This is a genomic window from Erythrobacter sp. SN021, assembly GCF_021864455.1.
Map to the genome: position 1 here is coordinate 361,657 of NZ_JAKKUW010000002.1, position 21,384 is coordinate 383,040.

The 21,384-nt window shown below is 63.4% G+C and carries 21 protein-coding genes; 14 read left to right on the top strand and 7 right to left on the bottom strand.

Annotation, left to right across the window (positions count from 1 at the left end; translation table 11 throughout):
• Nucleotides 1-53: 53 nt before the first annotated feature.
• On the bottom strand, nucleotides 54-827 hold the full coding sequence (locus tag L5849_RS06400; RefSeq protein ID WP_236924889.1) for an ion transporter: 774 nt from the start codon (nucleotides 825-827) through the stop codon (nucleotides 54-56).
• A gap of 144 nt (nucleotides 828-971) precedes the next feature.
• Here L5849_RS06400 and L5849_RS06405 point away from each other — a divergent pair, with 144 nt between their 5' ends.
• On the top strand, nucleotides 972-1,529 hold the full coding sequence (locus tag L5849_RS06405; RefSeq protein ID WP_236924890.1) for a type 1 glutamine amidotransferase domain-containing protein: 558 nt from the start codon (nucleotides 972-974) through the stop codon (nucleotides 1,527-1,529).
• A 205-nt stretch (nucleotides 1,530-1,734) separates the two neighbouring features.
• A complete protein-coding gene (locus tag L5849_RS06410; protein WP_236924891.1) occupies nucleotides 1,735-2,685 on the top strand; it encodes a DUF4349 domain-containing protein in 951 nt (316 codons plus the stop codon).
• Here L5849_RS06410 and L5849_RS06415 read toward each other — a convergent pair.
• From L5849_RS06415 to L5849_RS06425, 3 genes are all read right to left on the bottom strand, one after another.
• On the bottom strand, nucleotides 2,682-3,011 hold the full coding sequence (locus tag L5849_RS06415; protein ID WP_236924892.1) for a 2Fe-2S iron-sulfur cluster-binding protein: 330 nt from the start codon (nucleotides 3,009-3,011) through the stop codon (nucleotides 2,682-2,684). The genes L5849_RS06410 and L5849_RS06415 overlap by 4 nt on opposite strands.
• Entirely contained in the window at nucleotides 3,008-4,084 is a 1,077-nt protein-coding gene (locus tag L5849_RS06420) for a cysteine desulfurase family protein (protein WP_236924893.1), read from the bottom strand. Before L5849_RS06420 ends, L5849_RS06415 begins: the two co-directional genes overlap by 4 nt.
• A 485-nt stretch (nucleotides 4,085-4,569) precedes the next feature.
• A complete protein-coding gene (locus L5849_RS06425) occupies nucleotides 4,570-5,628 on the bottom strand; it encodes a cysteine desulfurase family protein (protein ID WP_370459169.1) in 1,059 nt (352 codons plus the stop codon).
• Between the two features lie 115 nt (nucleotides 5,629-5,743).
• Here L5849_RS06425 and L5849_RS06430 point away from each other — a divergent pair, with 115 nt between their 5' ends.
• Together L5849_RS06430 and L5849_RS06435 are read left to right on the top strand one after the other, a co-directional pair.
• Nucleotides 5,744-6,400 carry an alpha/beta hydrolase gene (locus L5849_RS06430; RefSeq protein ID WP_115417831.1) on the top strand — a complete coding sequence of 219 codons (657 nt, stop codon included), beginning with the start codon at nucleotides 5,744-5,746 and terminating at the stop codon, nucleotides 6,398-6,400.
• A 226-nt stretch (nucleotides 6,401-6,626) separates the two neighbouring features.
• The gene (locus tag L5849_RS06435; RefSeq protein WP_236924895.1) at nucleotides 6,627-7,292 is read left to right on the top strand and encodes an energy transducer TonB; all 666 of its coding nucleotides are present in this window, start codon (nucleotides 6,627-6,629) and stop codon (nucleotides 7,290-7,292) included.
• A 7-nt stretch (nucleotides 7,293-7,299) separates the two neighbouring features.
• On the opposite strand, the gene L5849_RS06440 is transcribed toward L5849_RS06435, so the two are convergent.
• The gene (locus L5849_RS06440; RefSeq protein ID WP_067691643.1) at nucleotides 7,300-7,509 is read right to left on the bottom strand and encodes a hypothetical protein; all 210 of its coding nucleotides are present in this window, start codon (nucleotides 7,507-7,509) and stop codon (nucleotides 7,300-7,302) included.
• 66 nt (nucleotides 7,510-7,575) lie between these two features.
• Between L5849_RS06440 and L5849_RS06445 the strand changes: the two genes are divergently transcribed.
• The gene (locus tag L5849_RS06445; protein WP_236924896.1) at nucleotides 7,576-9,429 is read left to right on the top strand and encodes a DUF885 family protein; all 1,854 of its coding nucleotides are present in this window, start codon (nucleotides 7,576-7,578) and stop codon (nucleotides 9,427-9,429) included.
• 74 nt (nucleotides 9,430-9,503) lie between these two features.
• Entirely contained in the window at nucleotides 9,504-11,084 is a 1,581-nt protein-coding gene (locus L5849_RS06450) for a tetratricopeptide repeat protein (protein WP_236924897.1), read from the top strand.
• 121 nt (nucleotides 11,085-11,205) lie between these two features.
• Here the strand turns inward: L5849_RS06450 and L5849_RS06455 are convergent, their stop codons facing one another.
• Nucleotides 11,206-12,804, bottom strand: a complete 1,599-nt coding sequence (locus L5849_RS06455; RefSeq protein ID WP_236924898.1) for a phosphoenolpyruvate carboxykinase — start codon at nucleotides 12,802-12,804, stop codon at nucleotides 11,206-11,208.
• A 204-nt stretch (nucleotides 12,805-13,008) separates the two neighbouring features.
• Here L5849_RS06455 and L5849_RS06460 point away from each other — a divergent pair, with 204 nt between their 5' ends.
• The 8 genes from L5849_RS06460 (at nucleotide 13,009) to L5849_RS06495 (ending at nucleotide 19,832) form a co-directional block, all read left to right on the top strand.
• Nucleotides 13,009-13,740, top strand: a complete 732-nt coding sequence (locus L5849_RS06460; RefSeq protein ID WP_115416239.1) for a response regulator transcription factor — start codon at nucleotides 13,009-13,011, stop codon at nucleotides 13,738-13,740.
• A 17-nt stretch (nucleotides 13,741-13,757) separates the two neighbouring features.
• Complete coding sequence (locus L5849_RS06465) at nucleotides 13,758-15,329, top strand: stimulus-sensing domain-containing protein (RefSeq protein WP_115416238.1); 1,572 nt, start codon at nucleotides 13,758-13,760, stop codon at nucleotides 15,327-15,329.
• The gene (locus L5849_RS06470) at nucleotides 15,326-15,772 is read left to right on the top strand and encodes an HPr kinase/phosphorylase (RefSeq protein WP_115416237.1); all 447 of its coding nucleotides are present in this window, start codon (nucleotides 15,326-15,328) and stop codon (nucleotides 15,770-15,772) included. The genes L5849_RS06465 and L5849_RS06470 overlap by 4 nt, the downstream gene beginning before the upstream one ends.
• 12 nt (nucleotides 15,773-15,784) lie before the next feature.
• A complete protein-coding gene (gene rapZ, locus L5849_RS06475) occupies nucleotides 15,785-16,690 on the top strand; it encodes an RNase adapter RapZ (protein WP_236924899.1) in 906 nt (301 codons plus the stop codon).
• A 71-nt stretch (nucleotides 16,691-16,761) separates the two neighbouring features.
• Nucleotides 16,762-17,187, top strand: coding sequence for a PTS sugar transporter subunit IIA (locus L5849_RS06480; protein WP_236924900.1), 426 nt, complete (start codon nucleotides 16,762-16,764; stop codon nucleotides 17,185-17,187).
• The gene (locus L5849_RS06485) at nucleotides 17,184-17,462 is read left to right on the top strand and encodes an HPr family phosphocarrier protein (RefSeq protein WP_236924901.1); all 279 of its coding nucleotides are present in this window, start codon (nucleotides 17,184-17,186) and stop codon (nucleotides 17,460-17,462) included. Before L5849_RS06480 ends, L5849_RS06485 begins: the two co-directional genes overlap by 4 nt.
• A 1-nt stretch (nucleotide 17,463) precedes the next feature.
• On the top strand, nucleotides 17,464-18,273 hold the full coding sequence (locus tag L5849_RS06490) for an RNA methyltransferase (RefSeq protein WP_236924902.1): 810 nt from the start codon (nucleotides 17,464-17,466) through the stop codon (nucleotides 18,271-18,273).
• Between the two features lie 155 nt (nucleotides 18,274-18,428).
• Entirely contained in the window at nucleotides 18,429-19,832 is a 1,404-nt protein-coding gene (locus L5849_RS06495; protein WP_236924903.1) for an amidohydrolase family protein, read from the top strand.
• Here L5849_RS06495 and L5849_RS06500 read toward each other — a convergent pair whose 3' ends face one another.
• Nucleotides 19,833-21,296: a DNA recombination protein RmuC gene (locus L5849_RS06500; protein WP_236924904.1), complete on the bottom strand. Its 1,464-nt coding sequence runs from the start codon at nucleotides 21,294-21,296 to the stop codon at nucleotides 19,833-19,835. It abuts the gene before it with no gap.
• Between the last annotated feature and the right edge of the window lie 88 nt (nucleotides 21,297-21,384).

Below are 21,384 nucleotides of genomic sequence, written 5' to 3' on the forward strand. Positions count from 1 at the left end.
CTCTCTAGCAAGGCGCTCGGCCCTGCGGGAGGCCGCTGAGCAAAAAGCGGGGCTTAATCCTCACCTCTTTTAAGACCGGCTATGTCTTCGCGCAGGCCTTTGAGCTCCCGCAGGATTTCCTCGCGTTCGTCATGCGCTTCGTCTTCGGTCGCCTCCGCCATCGCGTTGACGATCACACCGATGAAAAGGTTGAGGACGATGAAGCTGGTCAGAAGGATAAAGGGCACGAAAAAGGCCCAGGCGTAGGGGAAAACCTCCATCACCGGCCGCACGATGCCCATCGACCAGCTTTCCAGCGTCATGATCTGGAATAGCGAATAGAGCGAGGCTCCCAGATTGCCGAACCATTCGGGGAATGCCCCGCCGAACAGCTTCGTCGCCATCACCGCGCTGATGTAGAACAGGAGCAGCAGCATCACGATGACCGTGCCGATGCTGGGAATGGCGCTGAACAATCCGATGATAACCTTGCGCATGCTCGGCACCACCGAAATCAGGCGCAGCGCACGCAGGATACGCAGCGCACGCAGGACCGAGAATGCGCCCGCTGCCGGCATGAGCGCGACAGTCACGATGGCGAGGTCGAACACGTTCCAGCCATTGCGGAAGAAGCGCCAGCCATAGGCGAAGAGCTTGAGTGTCAGCTCGACCACGAAAATACCGAGCGCGATCGCATCGAGCGCCACTATGATAGGTCCGAACCGCGCCATAATTGCAGGCGAGGTCTCCAGGCCGAGCCCGATCGCATTGATGACGATAACCGCGATGATGAAACGCTCGAACGCGCGTGTCTCGACCAGCTGGCGCACCTTATCGCGCAGGCTCATTTTCTTACACTCCAGATAGGAAACAGGCCGGATCGCGCGGCCATCTTCGACCCGCCCTACCACCGCCACGCCTCGGCTGTCACGGCGGAACGTGCGCTGCGCGCCAACCGTTGGACAGGCAACACGAAATCAAGGAGTTACACTATGACCAAGCGCGTGATGATCCTCGCTACCGATGGCTTCGAACAATCGGAGCTGATGAAACCCAAGGCCAACCTCGAGAACGCCGGTATCGAAACCGAAGTGGTCAGCCTCGAAAGCGGAGAGATCAAGGGCTGGCAGGACAAGGACTGGGGCGAAAGCGTCGCGGTCGACAAGAGGGTCGACGAGGTGTCGAGCTGCGAAGGCTATGATGCATTGCTGCTCCCCGGCGGACAGATGAACCCCGATATCCTGCGCATGAACGAGCGCGCCGTCGCCATCGTCCGCGAATTCGGCATGGCGAACAAACCGATCGCCGCGATCTGCCACGCTCCCTGGCTGCTCGCCGAGGCGGGCCTGATCGACGGCAAGACCGTGACCGGCTGGCCCTCGATCCGCACCGATCTCAAGAATGCGGGCGCGAATGTGGTCGATGAAGAGGCCGCCGTCGACGGCAACCTCGTCACAAGCCGCAATCCCGACGATATTCCGGCCTTCAGCAAGGCGTTGATCGAAATGCTGGGCGAGAGCGTCGACAAGCGCGAGCTCGAAACCGCCTAAACGACCGAATACTCTTCACAGCGAGAAGCCCCGTCGCAGCGATGCGGCGGGGCTTATTGCGTGAAGCGCGCTCGCGGATTTCTCCACCCCTCGCCTGGGCCGCTTTTGTTACATTGTAACATTTATGGGAAATGTGTTTTGATTGTGTTAATATTGTGGCGAAAATAAGGCGCAACCGGGACGAATGAAGGAAGAGGAGAGAATCATGAGGAAACGTTTGCTTGCTGGGTCCGCATCATTGCTGGTTCTGGCTGCGTGCAGCGGCGCAGAAAGCGATACCGTCGAACGCGTGACGACGATGGACATCGAGGCGGCGGATGCGGCCAGCTATGAAATGGCTGCACCGCCTCCCCCGCCGGCGATGGCATCCCAGGCCTCCGAGGGCGAAGCCAGTGATACCATCTCCGGCGGCGGCGAGATCCCGGTGGGCAGGCCGCAGGTCGCCTATCGCTATGCCTACGGCTTCCGCCTCCCTTCCAACGCGATCCGCCCCCTGCAGGAACGTCACGCCGACATGTGCGAGGCCAAGGGGCCGGACGTGTGCCGCATCATCTCCATGGACCAGGCGGAGAACGAGGGCGACTACGCCTATGGCAGCCTGACGCTGGCCGTGCGCGCCCGCGATGCCCGCAGCTTCGGCAAGGACCTCGCCAATGCGAGCGGCAAAGTCGATGGCGAGCTTGTTTCCTCCTCGATCGAGGGCGAGGACCTGTCCAAACGCATCGTCGATACAGAAGCACGGTTGCGGGCACGTAGCGTGCTGCGGGACCGGCTGATGGAGGTGCTGCGCAATCGCCGCGGCACAGTTTCTGAATTGGTCGCGGCGGAGCGCGGCGTGGCGCAGGTCAATGAAGAGATCGACCAGGCGCAAAGCTGGTTGGCTGAAATGCGCGGACGCGTCGCCTATTCGAACATGACCGTGACCTATGAAAGCGGCAAACCGGCTATTGGCGGCTTCGCCCAGCCGATCCGCAATGCGTGGAACTCGCTGGGCGGCATCTTCGGCACGATGATCAGCATACTGATCGTTCTGCTCGCCGTCCTTGTCCCGCTGGGGCTGCTGGCGTGGCTGGGCGTCAAAGTCTGGCGGCGTTTCGGCCTGTCAACGGGAATTGGAGACGGCTGGACAAAGCCTGAGAACACCGAAACCTCCTAAAACCCCCGCATATCGTGGCTTGTCGCGGGGATGCGCACGGTTAGGCCGTCCATTTCCGCCGTTAGCTCGATCTGGCAGGACAGGCGGCTGGTGCGCGCGACCCCGGCGGCGAGGTCGAGCATGTCCTCTTCCTCCTCGCTCGCTTCCTCGAGCCGGTCGAACCATTCGGGTGCAACAATGACGTGGCAGGTGGAGCAGGCCATCTGGCCCTCACAGGTGCCCTCCAGCGGCAAGCCCGCCCCTTGCGCTACACGCAGCAGATTGTCGCCCGGTTCGGCTTCGGCGGAGACGGTTTCGCCCTGCGCGGTTTCGAATTCGATTTTCACAACCCTTGCGCCTCCGCAGCCGCGTTGATCCTGCTCGCAGCGGCCTCGATCTCTTCCAACGTGGTATAACGCCCGAAGCCCAGGCGGATCGAGCTTTTCGCCTGTCTGTCCGAAAGACCGATCGCCTTGAGCACATGGCTCGGGCGGCCCGAACCGCTGGCGCAGGCCGATCCGGCGGAAAACATCACATCGCGCACATCGCTCATCAGCCGGGCGACGTCGAGGCCATCGCGGCGGATGTTGAGATTGCCATGCCAGCGCGCCTCCTCGCTGCCATTGACCGTCCAGTCGCCGAAGAGTTCGCGCGCGCGCCGCCAGAGGTTTTCGACATGTTCGCGGTCCTGCTCCATCCGCTCCTTCGCCTCTGCCGCCGCCGCGCCCATGCCCGCGATCAGCGCAGGGCTGAGCGTGCCCGAGCGCAGGCCGAATTCCTGCCCGCCGCCGGTCTGCACCTCGTGCAGATCGACCCCGTCGCGCACCCACAGCGCGCCAATCCCCTTGGGGCCGTGGAATTTGTGCGCCGATATCGCGATCATATCCGCGCCGGTCAGCTCGATACGGCCATAGGCCTGCACCGCATCGCACAGGAACAGCGCGCCCGCTCCCTTGGCCTTGCGGTGCCATTCGATGGTCGGCTGGATGGTGCCGATCTCGTTATTGACCTGCATGACGCAGACCAGCCGCGTGTCGGCCGGAAGGTCCTGCTTCGTATTGCACTGGCCGGTATTGGCGACGTTGAGCACATGGCTCTCGCCCGCGTCCTGCGCGGTATCGCCGACCGCCGAATGCTCGATCGCCGAATAGGAGACCGTGCCGCCCCGTCCGGAGCCGCGAATGGCGAGATTGAGCGCCTCGGTCGCGCCCCCGGTGAAGATCACGCGGCCATTGGGCGGAAACAGCGCGGCGACCTGGTCGCGCGCCAGCTCGATGGCGGCCCGGGCCTGCCTTCCCATGCGATGCGCCGAATGCGGATTGCCGAAACCGGTGCCGCCCGGCCCGTCGAGCCAGCGCAGCATCGCATCGCGCGCCTCGGGCGCGAGCGGAGTGGTGGCCTGGTAGTCGAGATAGATCATGCACCCTGCCCCGGCACACGAACAGCCGGGTGACGAAGGTGACACCGTGTCATCCATGAAGAACCGCAAAGAATTTCTTCAATTACAGTGCGTTGCAGAAACTCGCGGTGAGTGACACTTGCAGGGTGGGCCGGGGGGGCTGTCAGTTCGAACATGGCGCAGAACCTGCCGTGCAAATGTCGAGTAGGGAAGCGGAATATTCATCGCCGTCGCGCGTCTCGGGGACAGGCGGAGTGGCGGCCTGACAGGCGAGATGGATCATCTGCGCGTTCTCTCTAGTCCATGGCACGGGCGCGTAAGGACTTTATCACGCAAAGGCGCGAAGGCGCGAAGGGTGAGCGCCGCAGGCATTCATAATTTGCTCACACGAAGACACGAAGACACGAAGGGGTCGGGGACGAGAAGCATCTTCGTGCCTTCGTGTCTTCGTGTGATAGCGCGCCGCAGACAGAGCCTTTGCGCCTTTGCGCCTTTGCGTGAGCAAATCAGCTCTTCGCCAGTTCAAGCCACACTTCGCAAAAGCGTTCCACCTCGGCGCGGGTCGTGTTCCAGCCGACCGAGACGCGGATCGTGTTGGCGGCGATTTCGGGCTCGACCTGCATCGCGTCGAGCACGCGGCTGGTCTTCATCGTGCCGCTCGAACAGGCGCTGCCCTGGGATACGGCGATCCCCGCCATGTCGAAGCGCATGACCTGCGCCGTGGCGCTCATATTGGGCATGGCGACGGCGCGGATATAGGGTGTGGGATCGGCAAGGCGGTCGGAAAGCCATGCGCCACCGATGTCGCGGCATGTCGCCGACAGCTCGTTGAGCGGAGCGAGAATATGGGGATCGAGGAAAGGCTGGTCGCAGGCCTCCAGCGCCGCCGCCATGGCCAGCACGCCAGGCATGTTCTCGGTCCCGCGCCGGTAACCACGCTCCTGCCCGCCCGATGGCGCCAGCATGGCGTAATCCCGCACCAGCAGCGCCCCCACGCCGATCGGCCCGCCGAACTTGTGCGCGGCGAGGACCGCCATGTCGCACGGCGGCAGCGGCATCTTTCCCGCCCCTTGCGCACAATCGGCGAGGAGCAGGCCGCCCGCCTGGTGGACGATGCCCGCAATGGCCGCCAGGTCCTGCCGATTGCCGGTTTCCGAATTCACCTGCTGGACGGCGACAAGCGGCAATTCGCGCTGCACCGCTTCGCACAGAATATCGAGGTCGAGCGCGCCATCGCTGCGTACCGGCAAACGCTCGGCATCGGGCGCAGCCTGCAACATGCAATCGTGCTCCACGGTGGAGACGAGCCGGGCACCGGCCTTGGCATGCCGCAGCGCCAGCGCTGCCGCCTCGCTCGCACCCGAAGTGAAGATCACTTCCCCCTCCCAGTCGAGAGCTGCCTTCACCCGTTCGCGCGCATCCTCCAGAAGCTTGCGTGCTTTGCGCCCCTCGGCATGCGGGCTGCTGGGATTCGCCCACTGGTCGAACCCCTCCTCCATCGCTGTGCGCGCTTCGGGGCGCAGCGGCATGGTGGCGGCATGGTCGAGATAGATACGGTCTGGGATGATACGGTCTCGAAATGATTGCGATTTGGGCAATAAACCCTATATAGCGCGCAACCTCGCGCAAGTCCTGATCGGGCGCCGCGCCCATGAAAATTTCGACCAGGGTATACCTCCCATGCCGACCGTGATCTTTCCCGGCCCCGAAGGCCGCCTCGAAGGCCGTTTCTCCCCCGCTCCGCGCCCCCGCGCACCCGTGGCGATGATTCTCCACCCGCATCCGCAGGGCGGCGGCACGATGAACGAGCAAATGACCCAGCGGCTGTACAAGACCTTCGTCAATCGCGGGTTTGCCACGCTGCGCTTCAATTTCCGCGGCGTCGGTCGCAGCCAGGGCAGCTTCGACAACGGTATCGGCGAACTTTCCGATGCGGCCAGCGCGCTCGACTGGGTGCAGCAGGTCCACCCCGAAGCGCAGGTGACCTGGGTCGCCGGCGTCAGCTTCGGCGCGCTGATCGGCATGCAGTTGCTGATGCGCCGCCCCGAAATCCGCGGCTGGATCAGCATCGGCGCACCCGCGAGCATGTATGACTTCTCCTTCCTCGCCCCCTGCCCGGCCAGCGGCATCTTCATCCACGGCGCGCAGGATACGGTGGTCCAGCCGCAGGCGGTGACCAAGCTGGTCGAAAAGCTGCGCACGCAGAAGCACATCACCGTGCATCACGAGGAAATCCCGCGTGCGAACCACTTCTTCGAAAACGAGCAGGAAGAGCTGATGAAGTCGGTCGACAACTATCTCGACTTCCGCCTCGACCCGAGTTGCCCGATCACGTGATGGCCTAGACGCATCAGCCCGATGGGCGGTGCCTCCTATTAATTCCAATTTTCGACCCCGCCTCTACGGGTTCGTCGTCGCTGGATATGCGGTGCGCTGTGCCCGGCGCGGCGAAAACGCGTTGCGATCTGCAATGCGAAATCTCTTGCCTCGGTATTGTTACGTTGTAACATTCCTAAGATGAGGAGTCGGGTCGCCGTCTCCCACATTGGAGGAGGATGAAACCATGTCTTACGTGGATCAGACACGCAGGCCCTCGCCCGCCGGAATGGCCGCCGTCATCGGTGTGCACGTTGCGGTCGGCGCCTTGCTGGTCACCGGCCTTACGGTGACCGGAACCTTGCCGCCGATCATCAACGAGATCGGTGCGACCAATATTCCCATCGAACCGCCCCCGCCGCCCAAGCCAGCCGATCCGGTCGAGGCGAAACCGGCCGAGCCGACCCAGCCACTGGTTCACATTCCCCAGCAGAAGCTGAACCTGAAGCCGGTCGAACCGACGATTCCCTCGACCCCGCTGATTTTCCCGCCGCTTCCCAAGCCTTCGCCCGGCCTCGGCGTGGAGATTCCCAAGCCGACGCCGCAGCCGAGCTTCGATCCGGTCGGCGCGAGGCCGAAGAACGATCCCGGCGCATGGCTGTCGAACAATGACTATCGCCCGGTCTGGATCAGGAAGGAACTGACCGGCCTGGCCACCTTCCGACTTGAAATCGCCGCCAACGGACGTGTCACTGGATGCACCGTCACCGGCTCGACCGGCCATGGCGAACTCGACGCGGCCACCTGCCGTCTGGTCAGCAAACGTGCCCGGTTCGAACCGGCGCGCGGCGGCAATGGCGAGGCGGTGGCAGGCAGCTACACCGGATCGGTGCTCTGGCAGTTGCCCGAGTAAACCGCAGCTAGCGGGCGCCCTGCTCGAGCCTGTCGAGCGGCGCCTCGCCGCCCGCATCGGGCAGCGTCCAGATCGCGACATTCATCAGCGCCACGGCAGCCAGCAGCACCATCAACAGCGCATTCTTCACATTGCCTGTACGGCGCCACAGAAAAAAGGCGCCGATGATCAGCAGGATCGCGGCGAGAACGGTTATCGAGAGCACGGCATCGAGCATGCGCGTCGCCATACGCAGCTTGAACGGTATTTGACACCCCCGCGCGTGCGAAGCACACCCGCGCGCATGACTATTGCCAGCACAGCCATCACCCGTCGCCAAGCCCTTGCCGGTCTCGGCGCGACGTCCGCCCTCGCACTTTCCGGATGCGCCGCCACGGCCCGGCCTGAGGCCATATCGCAGGCGCGCTCGATCGGGGCGCAGCGTCTGCTCGAGGTCGTGGGGTATAACCTGCTCGAACACGAACCCGAACGCGCGACGGCGCTGGGGGTCGACACGGGGCGATATGCTTACCTGCGCGGCAGGCTCGAGAACCAATCGCCCGAGGGGCAGGAAGCCTATGCCGCGACATTGCGGCAGGATCTCGCCCGCGTCCGCGCTTTCCCGCGCGAGGGACTCGATAGCGACACGCTGACCAGCCTCGACGTGGTCGAAAGCGCCTACGACCTGGCGCTCGACGGCTTTGCCCTGCCCTATGGCGATACGCCCGTCGGCAACTGGCGCACCGCACCCTATGTCGTGATTCAGAATGTCGGCGAATATCTCGCTCTGCCACGGTTCATGCAATCGAACCACAAGGTCGAAAATGGCGACGATGCCGATGCCTATATCGAGCGGATGGAACAGATGCCCGCTGTGTTCGGTGGTGAACTTGCACGCATTCGCGCGGCCCGGGGCATGGGCGTGGTGCCGCCTTCCTTCCTGCTCGACAAGGCGCTTCGCCAGATGGAACAGACCATCGCCAGCGCCGGAAAGGGCGAGCTTTTCGCCGACGATCTGCGCGCGAAGCTGGCGGCCAAGGGCATGCCGGAAAGCCACGCCAACCGCGCGAAGAGCATCGAAGCTGGCCCGATCGCCGAAGCGCTGACCCGCCAGCTCGAGGAACTGCGCGCCGAGCGAGCCGTGGCGACGGACGATCCCGGCATATCCGCGCGCCCCCATGGCGACGCATTCTATGGCTGGGCCTTGCGGTCGAGCACGACCACGCGCCTGACGCCCGACGAGGTGCATCGGCAGGGTCTGGAGGAACTCGACGCGCTGCATGCGCGCATGGACCCGATCCTGCGCGATATCGGCTATACCAGCGGCACGGTGGGCGAACGCATGCAAGCGCTGTCGCAAGACCCGCGCTACCAGTTCGCCGAGGGCGATCCGGGCCGTGCGGAGATCATGGATTTCATCGCCGAACGGGTCGAATGGATCAAGGCGCAGATGCCGCGCGCCTTCAATACGCTGGTCGATCCGAACATGGAAGTGCGCCGTATCCCGCCCGCCGAGGAGGTTGGCGCACCGGGCGCCTATGGCGGCGCGGGCAGCAAGGACGGGACGATCCCGGGACGCTTCTGGATCAATCTCAGGACCACCGACCTGCATCGCAAATACGATCTTGCCGACCTGACCTATCACGAAACCATTCCGGGCCATGTGTGGGAAGGCGAATATTCGAACCGCCTGCCGCTGATCCGCTCGATCCTCGCCTTCAATCCGTTCAGCGAAGGCTGGGCGCTCTATGGCGAGCAACTTGCCGACGAACTGGGCGCCTATGACGATTTCACCGTCGGGCGTCTGGGTTACCTGCAAAGCCTCGCCTTCCGCGCCTGCCGGATGGTGGTCGATACCGGCCTCCACGCCAAGGGCTGGAGCCGCGCCAAGGCGGTCGATTTCTTCGTCACGCGCAATGGCAGCAAGCCTGCCGAGGTCGAAAGCGAAGTCGACCGCTATTGCAGCTGGCCGGGCCAGGCGACCGGCTACAAGCTCGGCCACAGCCGTATCGTCGACCAACGCGCTCGCGCGCAGCGAGAATTGGGCACAGCATACGACTTCAAGGCATTCAACGATGCCGTTGTGCTGGGCGGCAATGTTCCGATGGACGTTCTGGAGAAGAATGTAGGCCGCTATATTGCAAAAAATAGCAGCTAGACTTCATATTAGGACTTCAATCGCTGAAATCATCATGCAATGGTCGGCCCGATTGGATTTCAGGGGTCGATTTGATGAAAAGGGTTCTACTTCTCCTTGCAAGCTTGGTCTTCGCGGTTCCCGCGCAGGCCGATTGGTATGTGGCGGAATCGGACCATTTCGTCGTCTACGCCGACGATCGCTGGCAAGACGTGCAGGAATTCGGCGAAGCGCTGGAACGCTATCACGCAGCCTTGAATGTGTTGAACATACGAGAAGACACAAAACCCAGCCCGTCGAACCGCGTGACCATCTTCGTGGTCGGCAGCGAAAACAAGGTCCGCAAGCTCCTTGGCGAGGGCGCGAACAATGTCTCGGGCTTCTATCTCTCGCGTGCCGGGGCTTCGCGGGCTTTCGTGCCCGATATCCGCATGTACAAGCAGCGGACGGACTTTTCGGTCACTATCCTGCTGCATGAGTATGCGCACCATTACCTTATGTCGAATTCGCCCTATGCGTTGCCGCGCTGGGTCAACGAAGGTGCGGCGGAATTCTATGCATCGGCGAAGTTCGAAAAAGATGGCGGTATCTCGATCGGCGGCCCGGCTCGCCATCGGGCCGGCGAACTCTTCCACGCCAAGGATGTCAGCGTTCGCGAACTGATCGATCCGGAACTCTACAGAAAGAACCGCAGCAAGCGATACGACGCCTTTTACGGTCGTGCCTGGCTGCTGTACCATTACCTCTATTTCGCCGAAGATCGTCGCGGGCAACTCGGGCAGTACCTCGTCGCGATCACGCGTGGCACCGACCAGGTCGAAGCGGCCAACCAGGCCTTCGGCGATTTCGACGAACTTCAGAAAGACCTCGACCGTTACCTCCGCCAGCGCAGAATGAAGGTATGGAACCTGGGGGCCGACGCGCTCCAGACAGCTCCGGTCCGGGTGCGCAAGCTGTCGGAAGGCGAAGGGGAGGTTATGCCGTTCCGCATTCGTTTGCAGCGCGGCGTGACGCGCGAAGACGCGCTCGAACTACTGCCCGACCTGCGCGAGGTCGCCGCCGAATTCCCGGACGATCCCGCAGTGCTCGCGACGCTGGCGGAAGCCGAGTTCGACGCCGGCAATTACGATCGCGCCATCGCCGCCGCCGATGCCGCGCTGGCGATCGATCCAACGGTAAAGAACGCGCTGATCCAGAAAGGCTACGCGCTTTTCGGAAAGGCCGAGGACGCCGAAGACCCGGATGCTGCCTACGGGGTGGCAATGCAGCCCTTCTCCGCCCTCAACAGGATCGAGCAGGATCATCCGATACCGCTGATCTATTACTACCGCAGCTTCGTCGAGCGCGGCGTGGAACCGAATGAAACCGCGCGACATGCGCTCGAACGCGCATCGCAGCTTGCGCTGTTCGACCAGGGCCTCGCCATGAACAAGGGGCTCATGCAGGCCAGCGAGGGCAAGATCGCCATCGCCCGCAGCAGCCTCGATCCGGTGGCGGCCAATCCGCATGGCGGCCCGCTCGCGCGCGAAGCTCAGCGCTATCTGGAGGAACTGGCCGAGGTTGCGGAAGGAACTGAATGGCACCCCGGTCCGGCGATCGACCTGACCGGCACACTCGAAGCGGTCGCGGACGACAACACCGAAGAGGCCGAGGACGGCGAAGAAGAAAGCACTTAACCGCATTCGGTGAATGCGCCTTCGCGCAGGCCATCCATTCGGCAAAACCCCCGGTCCGCGATTGCTCGCGGCCGGGGGTCTCCTCTCCAACTCATGGGCTCCTCTGGCGGAGCCGATTTGGTCAGGCAGCTACTGCCGTGGTCGGTGCCGCATCGCGCACACCCTGATCGACATGCGCGGCGAAAGGTTCGAAATTGTCAACGAAGAGCTGGACCAGCTTGGCCGCCGTGCGGTCGTATTCGTCCTTGTCGGCCCAGGTCGAACGCGGGTCGAGAATGGCATCCTCCACACCGTCCACACTCACCGGCACGTCGAAACCGAAATTCGGATCCTTGCGGAATTCCGCATTGTTCAGGCTGCCGTCGAGCGCGGCGTTAAGCAGCGCGCGGGTGGCCTTGATCGGCATGCGATTGCCGGTGCCGTATTTGCCGCCGGTCCAGCCGGTATTGACCAGCCAGCAGGCGACCTCGCCCTTGGCGATACGTTCTTTCAGCAGATTGCCGTAAACGCTTGGGTGACGCGGCATGAAAGGGGCACCGAAGCAGGTGCTGAAGGTCGCTTCGGGTTCGGTCACGCCGATTTCTGTGCCGGCCACCTTCGCCGTATAGCCCGACAGGAAGTGGTACATCGCCTGGTCGGGCGTCAGCCGCGCGATCGGAGGTAGCACGCCGAAGGCATCGGCGGTCAGCATGATGACGTTGGACGGCGGCGGCCCCATATTCTCTTCCGAGGTATTGGGGATCGAGGACAGCGGATAGGCGCCACGGGTATTCTCGGCGAGGCTGTTATCGTCGAGGTCGATCTCGCCCGCATCGTTCATCACCACGTTTTCGAGCACGGTGCCTTCCATCTTGGTGGTGGCGTAGATTTCCGGCTCCGCTTCGGGGTTGAGGCGAATCATCTTGGCATAGCAGCCGCCCTCGAAGTTGAAGACCGCCGTGTCCGACCAGCCATGTTCGTCATCGCCGATCAGCGTGCGGCTGGCATCGGCCGAAAGCGTCGTCTTGCCGGTGCCCGACAGGCCGAAGAACACCGCGCTCTTGCCGTCGGGGCCGATATTGGCCGAACAGTGCATCGGCATGACGCCCTTGGCCGGCAGAAGATAGTTGAGGATGCCGAAGACGCTTTTCTTCATTTCGCCGGCATATTTAGTGCCGCCGATGAGGATCAGCTTTTCAGACAGGTTCACCGCAATCACGGTTTCGCTGCGGCAGCCGTGACGTTCCGGATCGGCGCGGAAGGTCGGCAGATCGATGATCGTGTATTCAGGCACGAAACCGTCGAGCTCGGCCTCGGTCGGGCGAACCAGCAGCGTGCGGATGAACTGGTTGTGCCAGGCAAGCTCGTTGATGACGCGCACATTGACGCGATATTCGGGCTGCGAACCACCGAACAGATCGGCGACGTAAAGGTCCGACTTCTCGGCAACGGCCTCGAGGAAGTCCTCCTTGAGTGCGGCGAAATGCTCGCTCGTCACGGAAGCATTGTTGTCCCACCACACCGTATCTTCGGTTTCGGCATCGCGGACGATGAACTTGTCCTTCGCGCTGCGTCCGGTGTGCTTGCCGGTTTCGACGACCAGCGGGCCGTCCTTGGCGCGGCGGCCCTCGCCATTGTCCAGAGCGGCGGCGGTCAGCTCTTCCGAGGTCAGATTGGGATGAATGGTGGCAGTGGTCTCGATGCCCTGCGCGGCAAGCGAGTGGGAAAGCGGAAAGGTCACTGAATCCTCCAGCGCATGATGCGGGTTCGTCCGGGAATCGCCTTCGCATACGAATGCGCGGCCTTCCCGATGGCCAATAGTCGTCCCACGCCGTTGCGTCAAATTGCGGCCCGGCATTGAGTGCCGCTGTGGAACAGCGCCGCGTTGTTTTGCCACGACAATAGGGCTAGTCACCAAACGATGGAAAGCACAGGGCCAGAATCCATGCCTGCGGGCGAGGAAAACCGGACAGTCATCGCGCTGGTCGACGATGATCGCAACATTCTCACTACAGTTTCGATCGCCCTGCAGGCCGAAGGTTTCGACACGCGGGTCTATTCGGATGGCGAAGCGGCGCTGGGCGCCTTGTTGTCGAACCCGCCCGATCTGGCGATCTTCGATATCAAAATGCCCAAGATGGACGGGATGGAACTGCTTCGCCGCCTGCGCGAACAGTCCCCGCTGCCGGTGATCTTCCTGACCAGCAAGGATGACGAAACCGACGAGGAGGCCGGATTCGAAATGGGCGCGGACGATTATATCGCCAAGCCCTTTAGCCTGCGCCTGCTGCTGGCGCGCATCCGCGCGATCCTGCGCCGCAGCGGCGGCGATCATCCGCTGCTGCTGTCCGAACAGTTCGACGACAAGCCGGGCGAAGTGCTCGAGCGCGGGCGGCTGTTCATGGATCCGGCGCGCCACCACGTGACCTGGGGCGGGCAGGCGGTGTCATTGACGGTAACCGAATTCCTGTTGCTCGAGGCGCTGGCCGCACGTCCGGGCGTTATCAAGAGCCGCAACCAGTTGATGGACGCGGCCTATCCCGACGATGTCTTCGTCGACGACCGCACCGTCGACAGCCACATCAAACGCATGCGCCGTAAGTTCCGCAGCATCGACCCGACCTTCTCCGCGATCGAGACCCTCTACGGCGCGGGCTACAGCTTCAACGAAGGCTGAGACGGAGCGCGGAAACCATGTCCGAAACCGGCAGCGTGCTCAAAGGCGATCCGCGGCTCGAAAAGCTGCGCTGGTCGCGGCGGCTTTCACTCACCAGCCGCATCCTCTTCGTCAATGTCCTACCGCTGGTCCTGTTGGGCGGCGGGGTGATCTATGTCGATGCCTATCGCAAACAATTGCTCGACGAGCGCTTCAAGCTCGCACTGGTCGAAGCGCAGATCACCGCCGAAGCGCTGGCCGGGGCGACACCCCAGCGCCAGGAAGCCTTGCTGATCCAGATCGGCAAGGAACAGCGCCTGCGATTGCGCGTCTACGATCCGGACGGCAAACTCGAGGCCGACAGCTTCCAGCTCGCCCCGCCCAGCTTCACCCTGCCGCGCGCAGAGGACGTGGATCAGGGCGCCTTCGCCTTGCAGCTCGACCGCTGGTTCGACCGGGTAGTCGGCGCGCCCGCCCTGCCCGATTATCTCGAACCCGAAAGCGACGATGCGGAGGACTGGCCCGAACTCAGCCGCGCGCGCGAGGAGAGCCTGACGCAGATCGTGCTGCGCGATGCACCCGACGGCACCCATGTCATCAACGCCGCCGCCCCGGTCGGGCTCGACGGCGATACACTGCTGCTCACGCGCAATCCGGTCGACATCACCGAAAGCGTGCGCGAGGCGCGGTCAACCGTCGCGCTAATCGTGCTGCTGGCGCTGGCGATCTCGACCCTGCTATCGCTGTTCCTGGCCCAAACCATCGTGCGACCCCTGCGCGAGCTGGTGCAGGCCGCGATCCGCGTCCGCCAGGGACGGGACCGCCAAGTGGAAGTTCCGCGTCTGCCGCAGCGCCGAGACGAAATCGGCATGCTTGCCCGCTCGATATCCGACATGACCGCCGCGCTGCGCCAGCGGATCGATGCGGTGGAACATTTCGCCGCCGACGTGGCCCATGAAATCAAGAACCCGCTCGCATCCTTGCGCAGCGCGACCGAATCGCTGGGCAAGGTCGAGGACCCGGCCCTGCGCGCGCAGTTGCTCGATATCGCGACGCATGACGTGCGCCGGATCGACCGGCTGGTCACCGAGATTTCCGATGCCAGCCGCATCGATGCCGAAATGTCGCGCACCGAGTTCGAGCGGGTCGATCTGGCCCGGCTGCTTTGTACGATCTTCGAAAGCCGCGAGGCGCGCGACGAGAATGAAGGGCGCAGGCTGGAGATATCCGGGGCCGAGCGGCCGGTATGGGTCATGGGCGTTCCCGTGCGGCTCGAACGCGTGATCCAGAACCTGCTCGACAATGCGGTATCCTTCTCCCCTCCGAATGGTCGTATCTGGGCCGACATTTCGCGCCGCGACGATTGGGTGACGCTGGCAATCTGCGACGAAGGGCCGGGCATTCCGGAAGAAAAGCGTGAAAAGGTTTTCCAGCGCTTTCATTCCGACCGGCCCGAGGAAGAGGATTTTGGAAACCATTCGGGTCTCGGCCTTGCCATCGCGCGCACGATTGCCGAAGCGCATGACGGTACGCTGATCGCCGCATCGCGTGAGGACGGCGAATCCGGCGCGTGTCTCAAGCTGGGCCTACCGGCCGCTCAGAAACGATGAGCGCCACTGTTCTTGCCAATGTCACCGGCGTGATCGTCGGCGGCAGGGCGCTGCTGATCGCGGGGCCTCCCGGCGCCGGGAAATCGGCGCTTGCGCTGGCACTGATCGACCGTGGGGCGATGTTGGTGGGCGATGACGCGGTAAGCATCGCCCGCGAGGGCGGGTTCCTCACCGCCTCTCCCCCGCCCAATATCAGGGGATTGATCGAAGTGCGCAATGTCGGGATCGTCGAACTGCCCGTGGCCAGCGGTCCCGTGGCGCTGATCCTCCAGCTCGATCCGGAAGCTCCGCGCTATCCGCTGGACGTCGCGCTGCGCTCGATAGAAGGTCTGGAGGTCCCCGTCCTGAACTTCGCGGCAGGTGATGCGGTACAGGCATTGCGCGCGGAATATGCACTCTCGCTACATGGACTGCCCCTCCCCAAACGCCGCGAAAACGCATAGGCACCGCCGCTGATGGCCGACGAATCGATTCCCCCCCAGCGTATCCTGCTCGTCACCGGTCTGTCGGGCGCGGGCAAGACCACCGCATTGCAAGTGCTCGAGGATCTGGGCTGGGAGACAATCGACAACTTTCCGATCCGTCTGCTCGGCGGCCTCCTCGCGAGCGAGGGCAGCGCTGTCAGCGACACGCCCTTGGCGATCGGCTTCGATTCGCGCACGCGCGGTTTCGTCCCCGCCGAAATCATCGAAATGTGCAAGCAGTTCGAAGCGCGGGAGGATGTCGAAATCACCGCTCTCTTTATCGATTGCTCCAGTGCCGAATTGCAGCGACGCTACAACGAAACCCGGCGCCCGCACCCGATGGCGCGCGGTCGGCCTGCGCTCGACGGGATCAAGGCAGAGCGCGAACTGCTGGAGCCGCTGCGCCGCTGGGCCGATATCGTCATCGACACGACCGATTACGCGACCAATCATTTGCAGCAGCTCGTGCGTGAACGGTTTGCGGCCCATGCCGAGGGCAATATGACCGTGACCATTTCGAGCTTCGGTTTCGCCCGTGGCATGCCGCCGCTGGCCGATTTGCTGTTCGACATGCGGTTTCTCGACAATCCGCACTGGGTCGAAGGGCTGCGCGAGAAAACCGGATTGGACAGGGCCGTGGGCGATCACATTTCCGCAGACCCCGCTTTCGCCCCGGCTTTCGAAAGGATTATCGAACTGCTGCACGAAGTCATGCCGCGCTATACGGCGCAGGGACGCAGCTATCTCAACATCGCTTTCGGCTGTACCGGCGGTCGGCACCGCTCGGTCTATAGCGCGGAGCGTGCAGCCGAAGCCTTGCGCAAGGCGGGATTTTCGCCCACGGTCATCCACCGAAATCTCGGTTCGCGTCCCGCCGACCCGCTCGAGCGACGCTAGACCCCGGGGCAAGGAATGGTTAAGCGCCAGACACGCATATCCTTCGGCATCGCAAACGGAACTGAAGCTGCATGATCGGCATGATCCTCGTCACCCACGGCAGACTGGCCGAACACTTCATCGATGCGATGGAACATGTGGTCGGCAAACAGGAGGACGTGGCCACCATTTGTATCGGTCCCAACGACGATATGGAACAACGCCGCACGGATATCGCCGATGCGATCAAGCAGGTGGATACCGGCGCGGGCGCGATCATCCTGACCGATCTGTTCGGCGGCACGCCTTCCAACCTCGCCATCTCGCTGCTCGACACCGGCCACATCGAAGTGATCGCAGGCATCAACCTGCCGATGCTCATCCGCCTGGCTGGCGCGCGCAAAAGTATGAATGTGGTCGATGCGGTCAATGCTGCGCAGACCGCAGGCCGCAATTACATCACCGTTGCCAGCGAGTTCCTCGGCCAGGATCTCGACAGCGCGCGGAAAGCATCTTGAGCGAGCTGCGCAAGCGCATCGAGGTGGTCAATCAGCGCGGCCTGCACGCGCGGGCCAGCGCGAAATTCGTCAATGCGGTCGCCGAACTGCCGAACGGCTGCACCGTGCGCGTCGCCAAGGGCGACAACGAGGCCGCGGGCGGATCGATCCTCGGGCTCATGATGCTGGGTGCGGCCAAGGGCGATACGATCGAGATCATCGTCGCGGGCGAGAATGCCGATACGGTCATGGCCGACCTCTCCGCCATGGTCGAGGACGGCTTTGGGGAGCCGTGAAATGACCCGCGAACGCCGGGTCATCACCGGGTTTTCCAATCCCACCGTCAAGGCCCTGCGCGCGCTGCGCGAGAAGAAGCACCGCAAGGCCGCGGGCAAGTTCCTCGCCGAAGGACTGCGCCTGCTGACGGATGCGCGCGAGTGCGGCCATGTGCCCGAAACGCTTGTGCTCGCCGACCGACGCGATCCGCATCCGCTGCTGTCCGCGCTCGAAGAATCGGTCGAGGCCAGCGGCGGCGAGGTGATCGAGACAAGCGCCGACATCCTCTCCAAGATCACGGGGAAGGACAATCCGCAAGCGGTCGCGGGGGTCTTCGGCGAGTTCGACACGTCGCTTGCCGCGCTGGACCGTGGCGGCGCAGATATCTGGCTGGTGGCGCAGGCGCTGCGCGATCCGGGCAATCTCGGCACGATGCTGCGCACCGGCGACGCGATCGGCGCGGGCGGGCTGATCCTGATCGACGACTGCGCCGATCCCTTCAGCGTGGAGGCGGTGCGCGCCAGCATGGGCGCGGTGTTCACGCAGAGAATAGCGCAGGCGCGGTGGGACGAATTCGAGCCATGGTTGCGCGGCGGACCCGGCCAGCTCGTCGCCGCGAGCCTGCGCGATGCGCAGCCCTATCGCGGCGCACCCTATGCCGCGCCCTGCTTCGTCATGGTCGGCAATGAAAGCCGCGGCCTGCCCGAAGCCTACGAGATGGCCTGCGACCTGCGCGTAACCATGCCGATGAAAGGCCGCGCCGACAGCCTCAACGCGGCCGTAGCCGCGGCGGTGCTGGGGTACGAGGTGTTGGCAGAGCTGGATAGCTGACCGGAGCGCGCCCTGGACCACCGGCAAAGGGGGTCTTGCGACACTGCGCGAGCCAACAGCGAGGCTTTACCGCCGATTTGCCTTGAACCCGAGGCCGCTATACTCAAATAATACACCCTTCGACCTGCAGATTTCTGCGCTTGTGGATCACACCCATGTCATTTCGCCCCATGATTCTGGTCTCGATATTCCTTGCAGCGGCATCGCCATTCCAGGCATTCGCTACGGCGGACGAGAGTGGTCGCGCTACACTCGTCATCGACAATATTGGCGTCATCCCCATGACCGAAAGCGGCGCGACGCTGACCGACAGAACCGTGGTGATCGAAGGCGATCGCATCGTCGCTATCCTGCCCGCCGACAGGAGCCGGGACTACCCAGGCGCGACGCGGATCGACGGTTCGGGAAAATGGCTCCTTCCCGGTTTCAGCGACATGCATGTGCATCTCGGCAACGATCGCATGTTGCGGCTGCTGACCGGGCAAGAGACACCCAGGGACGGAACCGCCGTCCTCCAAGACCTCTTCACGCCATATATCGCCAATGGCGTGCTGCAGGTCTTCGATCTCGCTTCTATGCCCGAAACGATCGGCCAGCGGATCGAGATCGAAAGCGGACGCATTCTCGGCCCGCACATCGTCACCGCCGCCATGATCGATGGCAAAGAGCCCATCCTCCCGTTCGGGATTTCGAAGGCCGCCGCCACGCCCGCAGACGGCCGGCAGGCGGTCAGGGACGCGCAGGCCGATGGCCATCGTTACGTGAAGATTTACGGGCGCGTGGATCTGCCGACCTTCACCGCTATCCTCGAAGAGGCCCGTTCACGCGGTATCCGCGTAGTCGGTCATATTCCCCAGCGCGGTCAGGGGATGACCGGATCCTTTTTCCAGCCCGGCTACGATCTGGTCGTCCATGCGGAAGAATTCGCGCAGCAAACCGCAGTACCGGACAAGACCGCCATTCCCGCTTACGTGCAGATGGCGCGCAGCAACGGCACGGCGCTGGTTGCGACCCTGAGCGCCAACAAGCGTATTCTGGAAATCGCCAGCGATCCGACATCGCTCGGCACGCGCGAGGACCTGCGCACGCTCTCGCCGGAATTCTACAGTCTCAATGCCGACCACAATCCCTATGCCGCGCAGTCGAACGAGGGTTTCGCCGAATATGCAGGCAGCATAGTCGATTTCAACGGCCCGTTCGTGCGTGCCTTCTCACAGGCCGACCTCACGGTGCTGACGGGATCGGACGCCGGCGTGCCCGGCATTGCGCCCGGATATTCCCTGCACGACGAATTCGAAGCGCTGGCAGAGGCCGGACTGGACAACCGGACCATCCTCGAAGGATCCACCCGGCTTGCCGCCAAGTGGCTCGGGGTCGATGACGACAGAGGAACGGTAGCTGCCGGGATGAGAGCCGATCTCGTGCTTCTGGAAGCCAACCCGATCAGCGACATCCGCAACACACGCAAGATCGCGGCCGTCATCCGGAACGGGAGATACATCGACCGCGCCGTACTGGATGGCATGATTGCCGACCTCAGAGAGCGCAACCGCCGCTAGCTATTCGGCCGCCTCGCGCCCTTTACCGGTTCCGTCCTCGATCTGCGCGGCGTCTTCGGCATTGTAGCGCGGGGTAGCTTCGACCTTGGGCACTTCCTCGATCTCGCGCTTGCCGATTTCGATGCCCTTTTCGTGCAGGCGGCGCCCGGCGGACAGCACGTTGCGTTCGAAGCTGCCGACGAACTTGTTGTAATTGTTGACTGCGGTTTCGAGCCCCCCGCCCACGCGCTTCATGTGTTCGGCGGCGACGGCGAGGCGATCGTATAGCTCGGCCCCGGCCTTGCCGATTTCCACCGCCTCCTGCGCGATCGTGTCCTGCCGCCAGACCTGAGCCACGGTGCGCGCGATGGCGACGAGATTGGTCGGCGTTGCCAGCAGAACCTTGTTACGGAAGGCGAAATCCCACAACTCGGGATCGTGTTCGAGCGCGGCGGCAACGAAATGCTCGCCCGGCACGAACATCACCACATAGTCGGGCGTGTCGTCGAACTGGCTCTGGTAGCTCTTCGAACCCAAGGTCTGGACGTGGTTGCGCATCGATTTCGCGTGGAGATCGAGATGGCGGACGCGCTCGCCCTCGTCATCGGCCTCGAAGGCGGCCTGGTAGGCGTTCAGCGACACCTTGGCGTCGATCACGAGGCGTTTCTGGCCCGGTACATGCACTACCGCATCGGGGCGCAGGCGCCCTTCCTCGGTATCGATCGAGTGTTCGAGATTGAAATCGGTGTGTTCGGACAGGCCGCATTGCTCGAGCACGTTCTGCAGCGCCCGCTCGCCCCAGCGCCCGCGCGCCTTGGGCGCATTGGTGAGGCTGTTGCCCAGCCGCTGCGCCTCACGCCGGACCTCTTCCTGTCCGCGCTGCATCTCGGTGATCTGCTGGTACAATCGCCCGAAAGCGTCGGTGCGCTTTTCTTCCAGCGCGGCGACCTGTTTCTCGTAAGCCTCCAGCCGCTTGCCCACCGGATCGAGCAAGGCCTTCAATTTTTCCTCGCTGGTCTTTTCCGAATGGCCGAGCCGTTCGTTGGCGCGTTCGAGAAAAGCTTCCTGCGCCTTGGTCAGTACCGCCGACCCGGTGTTCTGAAATTCCTTGAGCAGTTCCTCGCGCGCTTCGATCAGCAGGCGCTTCTGCTCGTCGAAATTGGCGGTCTTTTCCTTGAGGGTGGCGAGTTCTGCGGTGAGCGCACCATTACTACGACGCAGTTCATCCAGCGCCGCTTCATGGGTCTTGCGCGTCTCGCGCAGCTCCGCATCGAGCGCATCGGCGCGGTCGGCGCGCACGCTGGCGTTTTCCAGATCGACGATCGCCTTGCGGAACTTCTCGTCGAGCTCCTTGGCGCGCGTCTCGCTCTCGCCATGGCGCGCCTGCCAGTCCTTGACCGGCGCCATGCCGAAGCGATGGCCGAGAAAGTATCCCAGCCCAAGGCCGAGAACGAGCGCGATGATAGCGAAAAGCGTCGGGTCCATCGCGTGACAGTAGGCGGAACGGAGGGGGAACGCCAGCCCCTCGACCACCCTACCCACAATCGTCGCCCCGGCCTGCGAGCCGGGGCTA